Here is a 21,375-nt window from a genome sequence, read left to right as displayed (position 1 = left end):
ATGGCGGTCAAACTCAACACGGCGCCCGTGGCACTTGCATTCGGTCTCGTTGCGTCCATGACGTCAGCGGCCGTCCCGACTGCGGCCGCCGCGGCTACGGCCCCGGCTTCGACTTCCGCGCAGTGCGACTGGCCAGCGTATCGCACCTTCGTCGAGCACTTCGTGCAGGCCGACGGGCGCGTGATCGACTATTCGACGCCGACCCAGCAAACCACGTCCGAAGGCCAGTCGTACGGCATGTTCTTCGCGCTGGTCGCGAACGATCGCGCCACCTTCGACCGGCTGCTCGACTGGACTCGCACCAACCTCGCCGGCAACCAGTTCGACGCGCAGAACCTGCGTCTGCCGGCATGGCAATGGGGCAGGAAGCCGGATGGCTCGTTCGGCGTGCTCGATCCGAATTCTGCTTCGGACTCCGATCTGTGGATCGCCTACGATCTGCTGCAAGCGGGCCGTTTGTGGCGCGACACGGACTATACGAAACTCGGCGAAGCACTCGCCGCGCAGATCGTGAGCAAGGAGGTGACCAGCCTGCCCGGCCTCGGTCCCATGCTGCTGCCCGGCCCGCAGGGCTTTCAGGCCGGCGGCGTGACACGCCTGAATCCCAGCTACCTGCCGTTGCCCGTGCTGCGTGCGCTCGCCAAAGCGCAGCCGGGCGGCCCGTGGAACAAACTCGCCGACAACGCGTACCAGCTCGTCAAAACAACGTCGCCGCAAGGTTTCGTGCCCGACTGGGCGGCATGGCGCGCCGGCCAGTTCGTGGTCGATCCGAAGAACGGCGACACCGGCAGCTACGACGCGATCCGCGTGTATCTCTGGGCCGGCATGACGGCTTCTGCCGATCCGCTCGCCAAGCCCTGGCTCGCCGCCCTCGGCGGCATGCGCAATCAGGTCGCCCAGGCGGGCTTCCCGCCCGAGAAGGTCGCGGCAACCACCGGCAGCGCCAGCGGCGAAGGACCGCTCAGCTATTGGGGCGCACTTGCGCCTTATTTCAAGGCGCTCGGCGACGAGCGCGGTCTCGGACTCGCACGTACCCACCTGGCTGCGCTCGACAACCCCGTCGCAGGTCACGAACCAGTCTATTACGATCGTGTGCTGGGCTTGTTCGGCACCGGATTCATCGATGGCCGCTATCGCTTCGACGATGCCGGCCGCCTCGTGCCGAGTTGGAGAAACGCATGCGATTGAGCGCCCTCGCGCTGGCGCTGAGCCTCGCTAGCGTCGCTGCGGCGACGTTGCCCACCACCGCTTTTGCTCAGGCTTCGTCTGATCCGCTCAACGTGCTGATCGATCAGGGCAAGTACTGGCAAGCGCACCACCGCGGCGACCTCGCCGAGCAGGCGTGGCAGAAAGTGCTGCGCATCGATCCCAAGCAGCCCGACGCCCTGTTCGGCATGGGCATGGTGCTCGCCGACCGCAAGGACGGCAGCGGCGCGCAGCAATATCTGGCGCGCCTGCGGGCAGTCGCGCCGAACTATCCGACCATCGACGATCTCGGCCGGCGCCTTGGCGAAAGCAGCGTGCGCGACCAGACCGTCAACGACGCACGGCGCCTGCAGCAAAGCGGCCAGGCGGCAAGCGCCGTGCAGGAATATCAGCGCGCGCTGCAAGGCAAACCCGCTACGCCCGAGTTGCAGCTCGAGTACTACCAGGCACTCGCGGCCACGCCGCAGGGCTGGGACCAGGCACGCCGCGGACTGCAGCAGCTCGCACAACAGAATCCGGACGATCCGCGCTACGCGCTCGCATACGCCCAGCATCTGACGTATCGCGACGTCACGCGTCGGGAAGGTATCGGCCAGCTCGAGAAGCTCTCCGGTGACAACACGGTGGGTCCGGCCGCACGCAAGAGCTGGCGGCAAGCGTTGCTATGGCTCGATGCACGCGCCCCCGACGCCCCGCTCTATCAGAGTTACCTGCAACTTACACCCGATGATGCCGCAGTCAAGGCGCGCTTCGATTCGATGGTGCAACAGGACAGCGCGGCGCGCGCACGCGCCCAGCAGAACGCTGCCGTCGATGCACGCGGCCGCACGATCGCCGAAGGCTTCGCTGCGCTCGACCGCAGCGACCTTACCACGGCGCGCGCCAAATTCTCCTCAGTGCTGGCGAGTAGTCCGAGCGATAGCGACGCGCTCGGCGGCATGGGTATTGCCGCACTCAAGCAGGAACACTTCTCCGAGGCGCGCGACGACCTGGAGCGGGCCTCGCGCAGCGGCAACCCGGCACGCTGGAAAGACGCGTTGCTGAGCGCGACCTACTGGACCTATACCAGCGACGCGATCGGCGCCCGCAGCAACGGGGAATTCGCCAAGGCCAAGTCGCTATTCGAGCGCGCCATTGCGATCAACCCGTCCGATGTCACTGCGCAGGTGCTGCTCGGCGAAATGCTGCTGAACAACGGCGATCCGGCCGGTGCGGAACAGGCATACCGGATGGCGTTGCGTCGCCAGGCGGACAACCCCGACGCGATTCGCGGCCTCGTCGGCGCACTTGCTGCGCAAGGACGCGGCGACGAAGCGCTGCAGTTTGCCAATCAGCTCAATGCCGAACAGCAATCGAAGGCAGGCGGTATCGATCGGCTGCGCGGCGAAGCGCAGGCCGCCCAGGCGCGCGCCGCTGAAGCGCGCGGCGATCTGGGCGCGGCTCGCAGCCTGTTCGAAGACGCGCTGCTCAGCAATCCTGACGATCCGTGGATGCGCCTCGACCTCGCGCGCATTTACGTGCGCCAGGGTGCGATCGGCAACGCACGCAGCATGATGGACGGACTTCTCGCAGCCCATCCCGACATGACCGATGCGCTCTATGCGAGTGCGTTGCTGTCGGCGGAAACCGAGGACTGGTCCACCGGCCTCTCGCAACTGGACCGGATTCCGCCGGCCCAGCGCACCGACGCCATGACGACGTTGCAGCACCGCCTGTGGGTACATCAACAGGCGAGCCTCGCGATCCAGATGGCGAAGCACGGCCAGACCCAGCAGGCCTTCGCGACACTCGCCGCCGCGGAACCCGTGGCAGCCGGCAATCCGGAACTGATCGGCGTGGTGGCGTCGGCCTATCAGCAGGCAGGCGATTCGAACCGCGCGCTGTGGCTCGTGCGCAGCGCCATGAGCGCCGCGCCCGGCAATACGGATCTGCTGTTGCAATACGCCGGCATCCTGCTCGCGACTCATCAGGATGCCGAACTGGGCACGGTGATGCGCCAGCTCGCCGGGATGCAGTTGACGCCGCAGCAACGCACCGATTTCGGCAACCTGAATCTGACGATCGTCGTACGGCAATGCGATGCCGTGCGGCAGCGTGGCGACCTCGCAAGCGCTTACGACGTGATCGCGCCGTGGCTCGCGGCGATGCCTGACAATCCGGATCTGCAGGCTGCGCTTGGACGCCTTTATGGGTCGGCAGGCGATGACCGAAATGCGCTCGCCAGTTACCGTGTGGCACTCACGCGCCGCCCCGATGATCTGAGCCTGATGCTGGCGGCCATCCCTGCCGCTACAGGCGCGAAGGATTTCCGTTATGCAGAGACGCTTGCCACCCAGGCACTGAATGCTGCGCCGGACGACCCCGGCGTGCTGGCAGCCGTTGGCCGCATGTATCGCGCCGAGGGCAAGCTGACGCTTGCGGCCACGTATCTGCAACGCTCGCTGGTCGCGGCCAACACACCCGTGGGTTTGGCCGCGCCGCGCGCCGGCTCGGCGAGCAATGTGCCGCGCGGCTGGGAAGTGGCCATGCGCCGGATCGGCGCGACGCCGCTGCCCGGCACCAATCCGTTCGAAGGAAAAACCGCCGTCGATGTGCCGGCCGATGCCGCCGGCTCGAGTGGTACCTCCAGCGCAGGTGCTGGCTTCAACGTCGGCGCACGGGCACCGGCGTATGCCGCGCCCAGCGCGTCCCCGTATTCGCAGTCTTCCTATCAGACGCAGACCGTGCCGACCTATCCGCCGCCTTCACAGCCCGCACCGTACGTAGCGCCCTATGTGGCGCCCACGGCGCCTGTCGCGCCTGTGGTCCCGTACACGACGCCTTATGGCGCGCCGTCCAGTGCGCCGAGTTCGAGTAACGCAGCGGGCGGCTACGGTCCCGATGACTCCGGTTCGTCCCAGGCGGGCGCACCCGGCGCCGTGCCCTTGCAACCGTATCCGGGCCAGGGACAGGCGCCAATGCAACAGGCGCCGCTGCCGTATAACGCGCCTTATCCTGCGCAAGCGGCGACCCCGTATGGGGCGCCTGCGCCCTACGTGTCGACGCCGTGGCCGATGTCGCCTGCGGCACGCGAGGCGCAGGCCAATGTAGCGGCACAGCAGACTCAGGGCGGCTATGCGCCGCTTCCTGCGAATCAGAGCAAGTCTAGCAAGAAGCAGAAGACGGCCCGCAATCAGGCCACCACGCGCAAGGCGAACGGCGCGGGACAGGCGTACGCGCAAGCGCCGTATGGTCAGCAACAGGGTTATGGGCAGCAGCCGTATTACGGTCCGCAACCGTATCCGCAACAGCAGGGATATACGCAGCCTTACCCGCAACAACAGCAAGGGTATGCGCCGCAGCCGTATCCGCAGCAGGGGTATGGGCAACCGGCGTATCCTCAGCAGCCCTATGCGAATCAGGGAGCCTACGCGCAGCAGCAGCCGTATATTCCGCAACCGCCGGCGGGTTATGCGCAGCCGTATTATCCGCAGGCTCCCGCTGCGCAAGCTGCGCCGGCTAGCGGCGGCAGCTATGCGCCATCGCCGGTCAATGCTGCCAATTCGCAAACGCTTGGTGTTGCAGAGGAACTGGCGCAGGTCAATCGAGAGCAGACGAGTACGGTTTCCGGCGGAATTGTGTTCCGCAATCGTGCAGGCGAAAACGGTCTGTCGGACGTGACCGATATCGAAGCGCCGGTACAGGGACGCATTCAGGCAGGCAACGGTCATATCGTCGTTACAGCGACGCCGGTGACTCTGGATGCTGGGACGGCGGACAACGCGGCAACGACGCTCTCACGCTTCGGTTCGGGCATCGCTAGCAATTCCAGCGAATACGGTTCGCAGACTGCAAACGGCGTAGGCCTCTCTCTCGGCTATGAGAGCAGCAGCCTGAACGGTGACGTTGGCGTAACCCCTCTTGGCTTTCGCGAGACCAATATCGTTGGTGGCCTGCAATACAACAGCACCGTAACCGACAAGGTATCGTATTCGCTCGCTGTCGCCCGGCGTGCTGTCACCGACAGCCTGCTGTCATACGCCGGCACACGCGATCAGCTTGGAAACCTGGAATGGGGGGGCGTGACTTCCAGTGGAGCGCTCGCGACGCTTGCCTGGGATGACGGCACGAGCGGTCTATATGCAAACGCGGAGTATCAGTTTCTAGACGGCTACAACGTCGCGGCCAATAGCGCCATCAAAGGTGGCGGGGGCGTTTACACGCGTTTGCTGAAAGACGCGGACCAGACGCTCACGATCGGCCTGAATACGACGCTAATGGGCTATAACCGGAACCTCTCCTACTTTACGTACGGCCAGGGCGGTTACTTCAGTCCACAGCAATATGTGATTTTGAACCTGCCTGTGGAATGGACTGGGCGCAATGGTCCCTTTACTTATGACGTGAAGGGGTCGATTGGTGTTCAGCACTACCGCCAGGATGCATCGGACTACTTCCCTCTTGGCGACAATACTTCCGCCGCGTTGAGAAGCGCACTGATTACGGCAGGCACGGCACCGGATTCGGGGGCCATCTATCCGGCCCAGAGCAAGACGGGCGTTGCCTATTCGTTTAGCGCGGTGGGCGAATATCAACTCGCACCGCAACTCGCGGTGGGTGCTACGGCGTCGCTTGGCAATGCGTATCAGTATCGTGAATGGCTGGGGGCGGTCTACGTGCGTTATAGCTTTACCAAGCAGATGGGGCTGCAACCTTTCCCGCCGACGCCTTTGACTTCGCCTTATGTTTCGTTGTCTAACTAGCAGATGAAGTGGCGATGGGTGACGGGGGGGATATGGATTTCCCGTGACGGACGTCGCATGTGCCGGCCGGATAGCAGATGTCGGTCGAACATGCCACCCGTCTGCTCATACCAAGCGGGGGTACCGGCCGGAAACGTTGCGCCAGCTACAGTTAGCGGAGAGTGCGTGACTTCTTTCACCTGGTCGGTATGCTCATCAAACAATTCCTCCTTGAGCAAAACCGTTGCCCCCAGTAGAACGGGAGAAAAGAAAAACAGGGCTGTCGCGCCGGTTCTCAGGATTCCCCTCAGGCGGCAGAAGGCTCCGCGTCGCGTCGTAGCGGACCGAAGCCCAATGCTTGCCGCACCACACACCACTCCGTGGGCAGACTTCACCCGTACGCGCGACAGTACCCAAAGGCGCGCGCTCATCCTTCGCGCTTTTGGCGGGAGCTACAGGAAGCCCTGTTGCGGGGTCCAGGTTCTTCTCACGCGCAAGACGCTCAACAAGCTTCTCCTCGGGTCTCTGCGGTGGGTTCGCGGCGTCCTGCTCCTTCTGCCACTGGAACGTGCTGTCCCACGCCGGCAGCTTCGCGGGCGGCAGCGGCACGATCTGGTCAATGTCCGGGATCTTCGGATTGAGGCCATCGTGGTCGTTGAGGAACTTCCAGATCAGTCCGTACCGGCGTGAACGCTCAGGGTCTTGATTCTCCCCGATGAAGTACAGCTTATCCGATGGCTTTGCGTCGAAGCCGTATTGCAGAAACGACGCCGATTGCGCATCACCCGCTACCACACCCTTTTGAAATGCTTGGACAGCCTGTGAGTATTGGTTATCTGTCATCAGGTCTACAGCGAGATAACTAGCTGCCTTTCCGTATCCCTGGTCAGTTGCGCACTCCATCATCTGCCGTGAAGTTTCCGGAGCGCGATCTTTGCCCGAAAGTAAATCACCCACGTAATACTGCCCTTCCGGACTTCCCAGGTCCGCAGCCTTGCGGGAATAAATCCGCGCCGTCCTCTCGTCCTGCTTCACGCCGTAACCGAGTTCGAGGTAGTGACCCATGTCGTAGTAGCCACCAGGGATGCCCGCAGCGATCAACTGTTCGGCCAGGTCAACCGTTTCCGTGGCCGCGTGGGGAGACGATGCCTGCCCGGTGGAGACCAGCAGTTGCAGGTTGTGGTTAGCCTTGTAATGACCATATGCCGCGGCAATCCGATAATAGCGGGCGGCCGCATCGTAGTCTTTCGGGCCGGGTTTCTTTTCGAGGAACAGGGCATATTTGAACAGCGTATCAGCCTGCAGGTTGAGCGGCGGCAGGTGGTCCACCTCGTGGACGCAGGTGAAGGCCAGTTTCGCGCGCACGGCGCTCCATTCGGCTTGCGTGGGCATCGGATTATCCTTGTTCGAACAGGCGCTGAGCGCAAGCGCCAGACAGATCGCAATTGATGTGCTTCGTTTCTTCATCGTTCAGTCCAACCGCAAATGGCTCGCGGCCGTCCACATTAAGCCGACGTGCGACACAAGCGGCGTCTCACCGCTTTTCTGCTTTCCGGCGTTCCGACTGATGACGTACTCCCACGCCGGGGCCGCGCGCTTCGGGTCGTCCGACGCGCCGTCTTCAATGCTATTGATATGGATATTCCACAAGTGCCTGCGCAACGGCTGCGTCACATCCATGCGCTCATGCCAGATGTTCGGTTCGCTGTCCACCTCCATGCTGCACCGGTTGACGTTGGTCGAACCGGGTGTCCTACGCCTCGTCGCTGTAGGCAACCAGGCTCCACGTCACATCGGTATGGTGCTGGCGCATCCCAAGCAACGCGTCGAGTCCCGGTATGGCACGCGGCTGGGTTATGGTGAGGCGCGGCATGATTTCTCCCTTGCCGATACGCTGTGTCGCGTCCGGACTGAGACCCGCCCATTGTTTCGCGCACCAGACGCCATCCTGCGGGCAGAACTCGTTGGTGCGAGCCGTGGCGCCAAGCGGCAAACGGTTGTCCTTTTTTGCCGGCGTGAGAGGCAGGCCCGTCGCAGGGTCGAGGTTTTTCTCACGGGCCAGCTTTGTAACCAGCGACTCGGCAGGCTTCTGCGGTGGCTGGGCGGCGTCCTGCTCCTTCTGCCACTGGAACGTACCATCCCACTCCGGTAGCTTCGCGGGAGGCAGCGGCACGATCCGGTCGATGTCCGGCACCTTCGGATTGAGACCGTCGTGACTGTCCAGGAACTTCCAGATCAGCTCATAACGACGCGAGCGTTCGGCGTCCTTGGACTCCCCAATGTAAGAAGCGATATTCGACGGATCACTGGTATTGAAGCCGTATTGCAGAACAAATGCCGATTGGACGTCGCCCGCCTGTGCCCCCTTCTGGAACACTTTGATTGCTTCTGCGTAGAATTTGCTGTCCATCAGGTCGATACCCAGATAGCTGCCAGCCACGCCATATCCCTGATCGATCGCACATTCCATCATCTGCCGCGAAATGTCCGGCGCGCGATCCTTTGGGGAAAGCAGGTCGCCGACATAGTATTGCCCTTCGGGGCTACCGAGATCTGCGGCCTTGCGGAAATAGATCCTCGCCTTCCTCTCGTCCTGCTTCACTCCATAGCCGAGTTCGAGGTAGTGGCCCATGTCGTAGTAGCCGCCCGGGATACCCGCAGCAATCAACTGTTCGGCCAGGTCAATCGTTTCCGTGGCCGCGTGGGGCGACGATGCCTGTCCGGTGGACACTAGCAGTTGCAGGTTGTGGTTGGCCTTGTAATGACCATACGCGGCGGCAATCCGGTAATAGCGGGCGGCCGCATCGTAGTCTTTCGGGCCGGGTTTCTTTTCGAGGAACAGGGCATATTTGAACAGCGTATCAGCCCGCGGATCGAGAGGCGGAAGGTGGTCCGCCTCGTGGGCACAGGTAAAGGCCAGTTTCGCGCGCACGGCGCTCCATTCGGCTTGAGTGGGCATCGGATTATCCTTGTTCGAACAGGCGCTGAGCGCAAGCGCCAGACAGGTCGCAATTGATGTGCTTCGTTTCTTCATCGTTCAGTCCAGCCGCAAACGGCTCTTGCCCGTCCACATGAAACCGACAAGTGACGCAAGCGGTACATCACCGCTTTTCTCTCGCCTTGCATTCCGACTGATGATGTACTCCCAACCCTGAGCAGCCGTTTCAATTGAGTCCGATACCGCGCCTTGAAGCCCCTTGGTATGGATATTCCACAGGTGCCTTCGCAGCGGCTGCGTCACGTCCATCCGTTCGTGGCAGATGTTTAGCTCGCTATCCACCTCCATGCTGCGCCGGTTGATGTTGGCCGAACCATGCGTGAGAAACACGTCGTCAACGATCATGATCTTGCTGTGAACGTAAACTGGCGTCCACGCACTACCAGGCGGCGAGTCGGGCGCGACCAGCGAACAGACGTGAACCTTGAGACCCGGAATCGGCTGCGGCAGAACCTCCTTACCTGCGTTGAGGTTGTCGTCATACTGCTGTTGCAGCTTCGCCTGCCCGGCTTGCGCTGCGTCAATCGCGCGTTGTGCGTCGGCCCGTTCCCGCGGGCTGCTCGCGTTGCGCATCTGCGTGTTCGCCGCCGTAACCTCTTTCCGGACATCCTGCAATGCGGAGCCGAGCGCGTCACTGCGCTCTTCCTTCGCGATGACCGGAATGGTGTCCGCGCGGCCAAGACTATTGAGCATGTCATAGGTCGTTCCAGGCCCCTGCCCGATACCGTCCCTGTTCGCGTTGGTCACAACAAAAAGATGAACCGGCTTTGCAGGATCACGTCCGGCGCAGATCTGCGCCTGTACCGCGCTCTTGATCTTTTCCGCAAGAGCCGGCCAGCGGAAGTACTGGTTCTCGATATAGATGAATTTCGTTGCGTTATTGACCGCCTGAAGGTAAAGCGCCCTGATGTTACGCACACCTTCCTGCGACTGCGTGCGGCTGATCTGCGCCATGACGCGTGTACCGATCCTGTCGCGCGGTTCTAACTGCGCCGCAAATCCACTACGCTTTGCGAGCAGGTCTTCCTTCGCATCACGTTGCCACGCCCAGCAGAAATTGTCGTTCAGATGTTCGAGAATCGGCCCCGCGACGATGGCCGACATATCCTGCCGTGGTGTATCACCATTGCGCCCCTGGCCCGGCGCTTTCTTCGCGTAGCTGTGACGGTCATCGTCCCAATAGGCATCCAGCGTGTTATGTCCCATCACGAAGCCCACAGCAACTTCCGGCGCTTCATAGTCGATCAGCACCATTTTCTGGTGATGGGAGGGTTCCGCACCGTATGCACCAATAGTCCCGGATGTTGGGCCATCGCCGCTTCCCCGCATGAGTTTTTCCCGATACATGATCTCCTCGCGGTCATGCAGCGAGAAGTCACGCGTCACCAGTTCGATGCCGATATCCCTGAAGGACTGCGAACCGAACATCTGGTACGGGTCCTGTCTGAGTGCGGTATACATCTGCGATCCGGCAGGCGCTGCACCCGAAGGTTTGCCGCCTGCCGGCAACCGGGCATTGTGATACCAGTTCCGGTCGTAGGCGATCTGATATGCATCCTCGTTCTGTGTCATGAACCGCGCACCCTCGGTCCACCCCGGTACCTCCTGTTCGCCGATCTGCGCGACCCAGGCGGAATCGAGCCAGCACAGGATGCGAACCTTGACACCCGCTTTGGCCTTCCTGATGAGCAGATCGCCAATACGCAGCGATTTGCCACCGTCCCGTTTGAAATACATCGACGGCTGGAAACCCCAGCAGATGTAATCAATGGTACGCGTCGCCTTGTCAATGGCGTCATAGAGTGCTCCGAACGCCTCTTGGCCGTTCACAAGCGGCGTGTAGTTGGCAGCCTTTGGGCGATATTCCGTCTTCTGCACGAACCACGGCAGGGTTATCACCGCGCTCCGCGTGCACGACAGCGCGATGGGTACGGTAATCGGTGGTTGCTGGGTCATGGTCAGGCGTCCGTATCAAGCAGTTCGTCATAGTCGGCGCGGTGTTGGGCGCGATCAACCGCGCCAGCATTCGTACGGCTTTGCCCCTCGTAGAAGTGAAAACCCTCATTGGCAAGCGCACCGTTATCCGCGTTGCCCCGATATTGATCGGCCACGGGAATCGTGTAGCTCGCGCCATTGGCAAGCTTGAGCGTGTATTGCTGAGTGGTGGGGTGGTGTTCGACCTGAAGCAGACCGGTTTCGTCCATGACGCTCTGCTTGACCAGCGTACCGCCCGCGAACAGGCTGTACGGCATGTTCGCGGGAATCGCCGCGCGAGAGGCCGGCGACGCACCCGCGTAGAACGTCAATGGCGTGGTCGGCATGCCGGCGAGCGCTGGGTGGTTCAGGTCCAGCGGCATGTTCAGTGTCGCCTTACCCTGCTTCTGCACCGTGATCGTCTTGATGAACAGGTCGAACGGGCCACCGAGCGTGATGCTGCCGTCCTTCATCTGGATGAACGCGCCACCCGACTCAAGCGTCAGTTCCTTCTTCGCACAGATGCGCACCGTGCCGTTGACGCTCGACACCGTCAGATCCTGGTCCGCGATCAGCGACATGGCATCGGTCTGCGCCTGAATTTCGACCGGACCTTTGGCTGCAAAAATCCTGATGCCAAGTTTCTGCGCGAACAGAGACAGCTTTTCGCCCGCCGCCACCGTAAAGCGTTTGAGCACGCTCCAGTCGACGTTCTTCCCGGCAACCGCCGAGATGTCGCCCTGCGCCGCAAACTGCACGTCCTGGGCCGCCACGAGCGCCGCCGAAGCGGGTGTACTCATGAGCAGCCCCGGCTTCTTCAGGCCATCCAGATCCTCCCTCATCTGCTGCTGCGCATCAGTATCGGCAGGCTCGGCCTTGGCGCTGCTGGCCGATGCCGCCAACGCCTTCGCCGTCGCCAACGCGCTCTCAAGCTGGGCGATGGTCTCCTGCATGTCGAGCTGCCTGCCGGTCGCGCCGGGGCGGTCGTAGGTCGTGACCATTACCCCCTTGCCCGCGCGAAGCGCCCCCCAGCCCGCAGTCCTAAGCTCGTAGCCTTCGCCCCGGTACTCCAGCCTGCTGTTGACGAGATAGCCGAGATTCAGTTGCGACTTGCCCGAGTGTTCCGTGCTGACCTTGATGCCTTCCTGGCCTGCCCAGTCCTCCATACGCAACTTGTTATTCGATTGCGTGCGGATCATGTTGCGCGAGAGCCATCGACGGTCGTTCGTGACGAGGTCGCGGGCCTGGCTGTGGTGATGGAAGGCGACGATTTCGGGCTTGTCCGGGTCGCCGTCACGACAAACGATCACGGCTTCGGCATCGTCCATCGCGGGGAAGTGGAAACCGGTCTGCAACTTTCCGGCGAACGGCTTCGCCAGGCGTAGCGGTACGCTCTCGCCGCCATTGGGCCACGTTTCGAAGTCCGCATCGAAGCGAACCGTATAGTGTCCGCTTGCGGTTATGTAGGCATATTTGTAGGAGTCCGGGCTGGTGACGCGCGCTGAAAGGGTGCCGGTCACTTTGGCCCAGGTTTCCGGTTCGAGTCTGAGACGGAAACGGCGGTCGGCAGGAATCGCCTTGTAGCTATTCGCATAGGGCTTGTCGCGTGCGCCGCTGTGCGTCACCTCGACAATCACCTGGCCTTTCGGCGCATCGGGCAAGGTGGTGTCCATCTCAAGCACGCTCGCGCACTGCAAAGCCAGCACGTTGCTCTCGCCCTCATACACGACCTGCCAGGCAATGGCCGCTTCGTGCCGAAGCTGCGCCTCCCACTTCGCGCCTGCCTGGTCGAGGTGGTGCGTGCCGTAGATATACGTCTGACCGTAGGTAGTTTCGTCTTGCGGCGCGACGTTGGCTTCATCCCTGAATCGCTCCCAAGCCTGGGCCGGGTTGTAATCCGCTACGACGAACGATTGCGGCACCGTCTCGGTATGGGTTTTGATCGCCGTCACTGCCTCGACGCCGCCCGCTTCAAGTCCCGCCGCCTCGCGGTACGGCACAATCCGTTGCGGCTCGTCGTAAATGTAATGGTCTACGTCGTCTCCAAAGACCACCTGATCGCCGTATTCCGTCTCCACAATGAAGTAGTAGATTCCGGCCTTTTCCGCCAGCATGTGGATATAGGCACTGTCGCTCATCTGGTGCTGCATGCGGAACAGATGCTTGCGGTATTGCCCGCGCAACCGGAATGAAAACTGGTGCTCCCTGAGCCCATGGCTGCGCAGGATCGCCGCGATAATGTCGGGCGTGCTGGCATGCTGGAAGACTTTCCTGCGGGTCACGGTCTCCAGCCGCGCCAGATGCGACTTCAGCACGACCTCGTACTTGACATGGTCCTTCGTGGTCTGGATCGTGGAGAAGCGCGCGATGAAGCCCGAGAATTTGCGTGGCGACTCATCGTCAGGCACGATAGAGAACCTCGCATCGAGGTTCAGGTAATCAGCGCGCGCAAGCTGCAACGGATGGGTCAGCACGATGCGCACCTCGGTGGGCTCGCCCATCTTTTCGGTCGCTTCGAACGATACGACCGAGAGCGCAGCTGCGCTGTCCGTGCCAGGTACATCGAGGAAATACGCCTGCCGTCCTGTTAGCAGGTTTGCAACCGGATCGAATTCCGCCATACACGAGTCCCTGTTTTCTTGTTGTTGTTCCGCGCTGCGCCGGCCGCTGCACACCCGGCGATCGGACTCATCTGGAAACCGCCCATACCAGTAAGTGCCAATGCGATCTTTAGCGCGTTCTGAAAATCAAACGCGCTAATGTTCGACAAAACGGGGCCTCGGAAAGACACCCTTCCGGATAAATGTGCGGCGAACGACGAGCAACGTCCGGCATGGTAAAACGGTTTGTCATCCTAAAAAAGGGAGGAAAACCGGGGAATGAAACGAGGGGGACTCAAGCTCGAAAAAATGCTTAGCTTCGAAGACAAAGCAGAGGGGTCATCAGCATGACCGATACGCGCCGGTGGCCCGGCTTCCTGAGTCTGTTGCCAGAACAGATCTCTGCGCCTACAACCAGGTCGCCAAACTCAAACAGACCGGATGCCTGCTCGACTGCTATACCTTCAGAAAAACTTGTCCACAGAAACCGTTCATAAGGCTGTGGACAACCCGTCTGAACGCGCCGCAAGTACCTGACGCAGAACACTTAACGCTCTGCGTCCTCCGCGCGGGCAGAACGCTCGCTAAGCAGTGGCCGCGGGAAAAAAGCCGAGATATTCAAAGGCCTCCGGACGATCGGCATCAACCCAGGCACTGAGCGCCCCCACCGACTCAAGCGTGTTTACGGTTGCCCGGCGATTCGACACAAATCGCCAACTCGGCAACGCGCCAGACTCCGACTCAGCAGCAACTGCCTCCACGCCCTGCGCAACACCCAAACCATCCGCCTGCGCCCCCACCCGCTCAAGCGCCGCAAGCAACGCCTCACGCTTCGGCGTATGCACCACAAACCCCTCATTAGCCAACGCAGCCACATCGACACCAAGCAACGCACACAGCCTTTGCTTCGCCACCGCATCCCGAGCATCGGCCGCCCGCGATTGCTGAATCAGTTCAACCGTCGTCGCATCCACCAGTTGCCCCCCACGCATCAGCGGCGCAAGCCCAGGCGTCCACGCCTCCGGCGGACAGCCCTTGGCCGCCGGCTCCAACTGGATAAACGGATTGATTTCAGCCGGATAGATGCGGCAGACCAACGGCCGCTCCTCATAGATACCGCAGCGCATATCAGCCTGCAGGTTCGGACACGGCCCGGCAAACGCGCCAGTCAGGATCACCACGATCCGCGTGGGCAAGCTGCCGCTCATGGCCGCAAACGAACGGCGGCGTTTATGAGCCGCCTGCAGATTGTCCGCGGCGGGCTCTTCGGGCCAGGGCAAAGCCTCGCAGAGAATCTGCACTTCGTTACCGCGCCCAAGCCAGGCGAGTGCTTCTGCGACTGTCAACGGCAAACGCAGATCGTGGCAGCACTTGCCGCACATCGTGCATTCGAAATCGATATCCATGCTCATGCTCAATCAGCGTTCCATCGCGCGTTGCGGGGCCGGCCGGCGGCAGGCTGGCCGCACTCTATCACGCGCCGGCTTCGAGCGAGTAACGCCGGCAGTGTTCAAGATAGCCCGCCTCGTGACCGCTCATCAGTTCCACAATACTCTTCCAGAGCCACGGCGGCGCATCGATGGTTTTGCTGCGGCTGCGCCGCAGTTCACCCAGCCACGCCTTGCGCTCCGTGTCGTCCATCTGGCTCGCATGGGCCTTGCCGACAACAAGCGCGAGAAAGCGTGCCGCCTTCATCGCTTCATCGCGCGTCAGTTGTTCAATCGTAAGCTTCATGTCTTGCGGCAACAGTTCACGAATCACCACCGCTCGCTCGGCGAGACGAGCAGCGCGCATCCGGTCGCCAAGAAACGGCGCGAGATGGCGTGCGCCCTCCACCACCCGCTGCGCATTGTCACGTGGCATGCGCGCGCCGGCGTAGCGTGGCGCCGCCGCTTGCGCCGCCTCCTTGATGTCGATCAGGCAAAGATCGTCACCGTCGATCGAGGCACCGTCGACGTCGAGCAGCACGGCATAACGCAAACGCCCTAGCGAACTGCAGCCCTTGACCCAATAGGCTGCATCGAGCACGGTGACTTTCGCCGCTTCGTTCTCCGAACGTAACTCTGTGGCCAGACGCGCAAGCGTGCGCTTTTCGAACAGCGCCGCAATCTCGCTGCGCTCGCTTTTCGACAGCGGCCAGAAACGCTTGCCGAGTGGAATTTCCGGCTCGACATCTTCGATGCGCTCTTCGGCGAGGTGCTGCCACGAGCGACGCAGCGCTTCCCTCATGACCACCCGCACCGCCTCGGGTTTTTCGGCCTGGATGTCCGTGTGATCCGAGGCGTCGTCGAAGGCGCGTTCGTAACCGTCCGCGAGCGCTTCCATCATGCGTACGGTAATGACGCCGGACAGATCCGAGCCGCGTGCTGCCGTTGCGAGCGACAAGCCGAGCCGGATCAGATCGTGTGCCGGATTGCCGATTACCGTCTGATCCAGATCGCGAATCTGGATTTCCACACGGCCCTGCGCATTCGCCACCGGCCCGATATTGCCGGCGTGGCAATCACCGCAGATCCACACGGCAGGGCCTTGAGGCAACGCGTCACTTTCCATGCCGTCGAGCCACTCGTAAAACTTGCTGGTGCTGCCTCGCACATAGGCGTCGGCTGAACGCGCCATTTTGGCGTTGCGGCGGGCGGCCAGCAGTTCCATTCGGGCATCGGGCTTGGGAAGCGCAGCGCGGGCGGGATTTTTCTTTGGCATTGTGGAGACGTCCAGAGGCTGTCGATCGATTTGTCAGTCGTCCACCATGCCACAGCGCGACCGCGCGAACAACCCGACGAGGTGCTCCTGTCAGGGCTGCCGCCGCACGCAGCCTTTCGGGAACATTTCGGGAACGCGGATTGCTACCCGCATTCTGGATGCACTCGCCTGGCAAGTGCCCCGATCCAGTCCGCCGAACCCGCGACGCGGCACCTGCTGGTGTGAACGCGCGCATCTATGTGACAACTGTGGAGCAGAACAATGCCACTCACGGCAGACGACCATGGCTGCCCCGGCTGGAAAGGGGAAATGGCCGAACGGATCCGCGGATTCGACTGGACGGCAACCGAACTGGGTCCCATCGACCAGTGGCAGCAAAGTCTCGTCGCTGCCGTGCAATTTGTACTTGGCTCGCCGTTGCCGATCGTGATGTTATGGGGCAAGCAGGGCTACATGGTCTACAACGATGCCTACGCGGTGTTCGCCGGCGGTCGTCATCCCTACCTGCTCGGCTGTCCCGTCGAGCTGGGCTGGCCGGAAGTGGCGTCGTTCAACCGCAATGTGATGGCCACCTGTCTCGCGGGCGGCACGCTGTCGTACGTGGACAAGGAACTCGTGCTGCTACGCAACGGCCAGCCCGAAGACGTATGGATGGATCTGTACTACAGCCCGGTGGCCGACGACAGCGGTGCGCCGGCGGGCGTGATCGCCGTGGTCGTGGAAACAACGGGGCGCGTGCTCACCGAACGCTCGCGGCAGCACGCCGAAACTGCGCTGCGCCTGCTCACCGAGACGCTCGAGCAACGCGTCACCGACGCTGTCGCCGCGCGAGCGCTGGCCGAAGAGCAATTGCGCCAGGCTCAGAAGATGGAGGCAATCGGCAGCCTCACGGGCGGCGTCGCGCACGACTTCAACAACGTGCTGCAAGTGATCAACGGCAACCTGCAGATGCTGGCCGCCGACGCGAGCGACCATCCGGCCAGCCAGCGCCGTATCGCCGCCGCCACGCAAGCCGTCAAACGAGGCGCGCAACTGGCCGCTCATCTGCTTGCCTTCGCACGCCGCCAGCCACTCTCCCCCGCAGTACTGAATCCGCGGCGGCTGCTCGACGGCATGAGCGAGATGCTGCACCGCGCGCTCGGCGAAACGATCCGGGTCGACACCGTGCTCGGCCCCGATCTGTGGAACGTGCTGGCCGATCGCAACCAGCTTGAAAATGCCCTGCTCAATCTGTCGATCAACAGCCGCGATGCCATGCATGGCGAAGGCACGCTCACGATTCGCGCCGAGAATCTCGTTGTCGCCGAGCGCGACGATCCAGGCTACGCCGATCTGACTGCTGGGGAGTACCTGGTATTTTCGATCGCCGACACCGGCATCGGCATGCCCGCCGAAGTGCTCACGCGTGCAGTCGAACCGTTTTTCACAACCAAGCCCAATGGGCACGGCACCGGTCTGGGCCTCAGCATGGTGTTCGGCTTCGTCAAGCAAAGCGGCGGCCACACCGTGATCGACAGCGTGGTCGGCAAAGGCACCACGGTGCAGCTCTTTTTCCCGCGCTGCCGCGAAGCCGAGACCGCCGAGATCGCAGAGCAGAACGAGGCGCCGGTCGGCGGGCGCGAGACGATTCTCGTGGTCGAAGACGACGCCGAGGTGCGCCTGACCGCGGTCGAAATGCTGATGCAACTCGGCTACAAGGTATTGACCGCCGCAGACGGCGACGCGGCGCTCGAATTCGTCGACAGCGACCTGCAGATCGATCTGCTCTTTACCGACGTAGTGATGCCCGGCACCGTCAAAAGCGTCGAGCTGGCGCAGCGCGCCGCGTTGCGCTCGCCTGCCATTCCAGTACTCTTCACCTCCGGCTACACGCGCGACGAAATCTTTCACCACGGCAAGCTAGACGCCGGCGTGACGCTGCTGAGCAAGCCGTATCGGCGCGACGACCTTGCCAGCAAGGTGCGCGGCGTGCTGAATGCGCACCGCGCGAAGCTTGCAAATGCCGTGACAGACACACCGTATGCTGTGGCGTCGCCCTGTGTACTACTGGTCGAAGACGATCTGCCTTCGCGTGAAGCGATGGGTGAGCTGCTCGAATCGTTCGGACTGCAATACACTGCGGTGGCCAACGCCGAAGAAGCCCTCAAGCTTGCATCGACGCAACGATACGATATCCTCTTGAGCGACATCAGCCTGCCGGGACTATCCGGGGACACGCTGGCGCGAGCGCTGCGAAGTGCGCAGCCGGACCTGCGGATTCTGCTAATGTCGGGCTACGGCGAAAGTGCTGAAATCGGTCAGGCGATACCCGGCGCACGAATGCTCGCCAAGCCCGTAGATATCGAACTGTTGCGGCGTGAACTGGCTGCGTGCACCGCGCACGCCGAGCCGGCAACGTAGGAAGACTGCGCTCCTGCGCGGCGCAGCAGACCAATGCGAAGCAAACCGGGGCGGCCCGGGCAAAGCACTCAAAGCGACAGAATGGAGACCATGAACATCCAATGCGGCACCGCCGGCTGGACCGACAAAACACTAATCGCCTGCAAGCGTTTCTATCCGCGCGGCTGCAGTACGGCCGAAGCGCGGCTGCGTTTCTACGCAAGCCAGTTTCCCCTCGTCGAAGTCGACTCCGCGTACTACGGGATGCCGTCGGCGTCCAATTCGCAGCTGTGGGCCGAACGCACCCCCGACGGCTTTACCTTCAACTTCAAGGCTTTCCGTATCTTCACGGGACACCAGACCTCGCCCGACGTGCTGCCGAAGGACATCGCAATGGCCTTGAGCACACCCGCCCTAAGCGCGCGCAAGAAAAATCTTTACTACCGCGATTTACCGCCGGAGATTCGCGACGAGCTGTGGCGGCGCTACCTCGAAGCGCTAGAACCGTTACGGCAAACACAACGGCTCGGCGCGGTGCTGTTCCAGTTTGCGCCATGGATCACGAGCGCTCCGCAGGACCTCGCCCACGTCGATGAATGCGCCGCTCGCATGGCCGGTTATACGATGGCGGTCGAGTTTCGCAACCAGTCCTGGCTGGACGAAAACCACGCGCCCAACACGCTCGCGTTTCTGCGTGAGCGGGCCCTCGTGCACGTGATCGTCGATGCGCCCCCGGATGTGAAAAACCGCGTGCATACCGTGTGGGAAGTCACGAATCCGCAACTTGCGATGGTACGTATGCATGGCCGCAACACGGAGAGCTGGAGCCCCGGCGTCGGCGCGTCGGCGTCGGACCGTTTCAACTACGACTACAACGACGCCGAGCTGGGCGAGCTGGCCGCTTCGATTCGGGCGATTTCCACGCGGGCTGCGAAAACCCACGTGATTTTCAATAACTGCTTCGAAGATCAAGGGCAGCGCAACGCGCTGACCATGACTGCGATACTCGTCGATGCATAGAAAAATGTCGAAAGGCGGTACCCGCACAAGCCCCAGCGCTGTTTCGCCCGTCACGTATAAAGTTTTTGCACCCAGCGGCCGATAACGACAATAGGACCGGACTCCTCATCCGGACGTCAAATCTGCTGGAGCCCCCTCCTCGTCATGTTTTCCCGACTCTCGATCAAACTCCGTATCTGGGCGACGGTAGGATGCCTTGTCGTACTTTTGCTGCTCCTCGGCCTGGTGGGCCAATTCAGCACCGGATCCGGCCAGACCGCCTTGCGTGAGACGTACTCCGTGCAACTTGCTTCCGCGGTGGCGATGGGCGACAGCAAATACAACCTCGCCATTGCCCGCGTGACCATGGACCGTGCGATCCTGCACCCCGAATCGCCCGATCTGCCGACGCTGATCGGCAAGACGCACGGCTATCTCAACACCTCGAAGCAGGCGCTCGCCCGCTACCTCGCCCAGCCGCACGACGCCGATGAGCAACGCCTCGCCGATGTCGTCTCAAGCAACTTCGACAAGCTGCTCAACGAAGCGATCGAACCGGCATTGCAGGCACTGCAGCACGGCGATGCAAAGAGCGCCGACAAGATCGTGATGACGACGATGCCGGTCCTCTCGCTCGCACTGACCAAAAGCACCGATCAGTTGAACGCTTACCTGCTCAAACGCGGCGCCGACAACTACGACGGCTTTCAGCAGACGCTCAAAACCATGAGCATAGTGTCGGCCGCGCTGATGCTGCTGGGTATCGCCATCGCCGCACTGTGCGCGATAGGCTTGCAAAAAGCGATTTCGCGGCCGCTTGCGAACGCATTGCGCGCCTGCTCGGCCATCTCGAAGGGGGATCTTACCGACCCGATTGAAGTGGGCGGACACGATGAAATGGGCAAACTGATTGGCGCACTCTCGGCGATGCGCGACGGCCTGTCAGGCACCGTCTCGTCGGTACGTGACGGCAGCGCGACCATGGCGACCGCCACCCAGGAAATTGCCGCCGGCAATGCAGACCTGTCGCGGCGCACCGAATCGCAAGCCGCGGCCCTCCAGCAGACCGCCGCCAGCATGGAGCAACTCACAGCAACCGTGCGGCAGAACAACGCCAACGCGAGCCATGCGAGCCAGCTCGCGAAAGAGGCCTCCGAGATCGCAGCAAACGGCGGCGGTGTGATGGACCGCGTCGTGGGCACGATGGCCGATATCAACGAGCAGTCGGAAAAGATGTCGGCAATCATCGGCGCCATCGAAAGCATTGCATTCCAGACCAACATCCTTGCCCTGAACGCCGCAGTCGAAGCCGCGCGGGCCGGCGAAGAAGGCCGGGGCTTCGCCGTGGTCGCGGGCGAAGTGCGCACCCTGGCGCAACGTTCGGCCGCGGCAGCCAAGGAGATCAAGGGATTGATCCAGACCGCGGCGAGCCGCGTCGGCGATGGCACGGGTCTGGTCCAGACCGCAGGCAACACGATGGCGCAGATCGTGGAATCGATCCGGCGTGTCAGCGAGATCATGACCGAAGTCGCCGCGGCATCCGGCGAGCAGAGCGATGGCATCGAACAGGTAAACCGGGCCGTGGCGCAAATGGACGAGGTCACGCAGCAAAATGCGGCACTCGTCGAACAGACGACGGCCGCGGCGCTGTCGCTCGACGAACAGGCGAAGGCCTTGCAACTCGCGGTATCGCGGTTCAGGGTTTAACGGAAGTCTTGCCGCGCGAACGGCGCTCCCCCGCCCAGGCGCTCGCCTGCGCCATGTAGAATCGCTGGAAGGACAAGGCGCCTGCCCG

The 21,375-nt window shown here is 62.3% G+C and carries 12 protein-coding genes; 5 read left to right on the top strand and 7 right to left on the bottom strand.

The annotated features are described in order from the left end of the window. Both bcsZ and P3T20_RS29805 read left to right on the top strand, forming a co-directional pair. Complete coding sequence (bcsZ, locus tag P3T20_RS29810) at positions 1–1,188, top strand: cellulose synthase complex periplasmic endoglucanase BcsZ (protein WP_429288639.1); 1,188 nt, start codon at positions 1–3, stop codon at positions 1,186–1,188. Further along, the gene (locus tag P3T20_RS29805; protein WP_429288638.1) at positions 1,179–5,948 is read left to right on the top strand and encodes a cellulose synthase subunit BcsC-related outer membrane protein; all 4,770 of its coding nucleotides are present in this window, start codon (positions 1,179–1,181) and stop codon (positions 5,946–5,948) included. The genes bcsZ and P3T20_RS29805 overlap by 10 nt, the downstream gene beginning before the upstream one ends. Before the next feature lie 195 nt (positions 5,949–6,143). On the opposite strand, the gene P3T20_RS29800 is transcribed toward P3T20_RS29805, so the two are convergent. The 7 genes from P3T20_RS29800 to P3T20_RS29770 form a co-directional block, all read right to left on the bottom strand. After that, on the bottom strand, positions 6,144–7,394 hold the full coding sequence (locus tag P3T20_RS29800; protein WP_429288637.1) for an SEL1-like repeat protein: 1,251 nt from the start codon (positions 7,392–7,394) through the stop codon (positions 6,144–6,146). Positions 7,395–7,397: 3 nt separating this feature from the next. Further along, positions 7,398–7,646 carry a hypothetical protein gene (locus tag P3T20_RS29795; protein WP_429288636.1) on the bottom strand — a complete coding sequence of 83 codons (249 nt, stop codon included), beginning with the start codon at positions 7,644–7,646 and terminating at the stop codon, positions 7,398–7,400. 34 nt (positions 7,647–7,680) lie between these two features. After that, positions 7,681–8,886, bottom strand: a complete 1,206-nt coding sequence (locus tag P3T20_RS29790; RefSeq protein ID WP_429288680.1) for an SEL1-like repeat protein — start codon at positions 8,884–8,886, stop codon at positions 7,681–7,683. Positions 8,887–8,964: 78 nt separating this feature from the next. Continuing rightward, on the bottom strand, positions 8,965–10,881 hold the full coding sequence (locus tag P3T20_RS29785; protein ID WP_429288635.1) for a phospholipase D-like domain-containing protein: 1,917 nt from the start codon (positions 10,879–10,881) through the stop codon (positions 8,965–8,967). A 2-nt stretch (positions 10,882–10,883) separates the two neighbouring features. Further along, positions 10,884–13,520, bottom strand: a complete 2,637-nt coding sequence (locus P3T20_RS29780; protein ID WP_429288634.1) for a type VI secretion system Vgr family protein — start codon at positions 13,518–13,520, stop codon at positions 10,884–10,886. A gap of 563 nt (positions 13,521–14,083) precedes the next feature. Further along, the gene (locus P3T20_RS29775) at positions 14,084–14,905 is read right to left on the bottom strand and encodes a YkgJ family cysteine cluster protein (RefSeq protein WP_429288633.1); all 822 of its coding nucleotides are present in this window, start codon (positions 14,903–14,905) and stop codon (positions 14,084–14,086) included. A 67-nt stretch (positions 14,906–14,972) separates the two neighbouring features. After that, positions 14,973–16,202 (bottom strand): DUF2252 domain-containing protein, encoded by a 1,230-nt coding sequence (locus P3T20_RS29770; RefSeq protein ID WP_074268160.1) that lies wholly within the window; start codon positions 16,200–16,202, stop codon positions 14,973–14,975. A gap of 261 nt (positions 16,203–16,463) precedes the next feature. Here P3T20_RS29770 and P3T20_RS29765 point away from each other — a divergent pair, with 261 nt between their 5' ends. From P3T20_RS29765 to P3T20_RS29755, 3 genes are all read left to right on the top strand, one after another. Then, positions 16,464–18,602, top strand: a complete 2,139-nt coding sequence (locus P3T20_RS29765; RefSeq protein WP_074268159.1) for a hybrid sensor histidine kinase/response regulator — start codon at positions 16,464–16,466, stop codon at positions 18,600–18,602. A 90-nt stretch (positions 18,603–18,692) separates the two neighbouring features. Then, complete coding sequence (locus P3T20_RS29760; protein WP_074268158.1) at positions 18,693–19,601, top strand: DUF72 domain-containing protein; 909 nt, start codon at positions 18,693–18,695, stop codon at positions 19,599–19,601. A 144-nt stretch (positions 19,602–19,745) separates the two neighbouring features. Next, positions 19,746–21,287, top strand: coding sequence for a methyl-accepting chemotaxis protein (locus P3T20_RS29755; protein WP_429288632.1), 1,542 nt, complete (start codon positions 19,746–19,748; stop codon positions 21,285–21,287). The last annotated feature ends 88 nt before the right edge of the window (positions 21,288–21,375 follow it).

The sequence above is a fragment of the Paraburkholderia sp. GAS206C genome, assembly GCF_050435645.1.
Lineage (GTDB): Bacteria > Pseudomonadota > Gammaproteobacteria > Burkholderiales > Burkholderiaceae > Paraburkholderia > Paraburkholderia phenazinium_B.
This window is presented reverse-complemented; position numbering and strand designations above follow the sequence as displayed.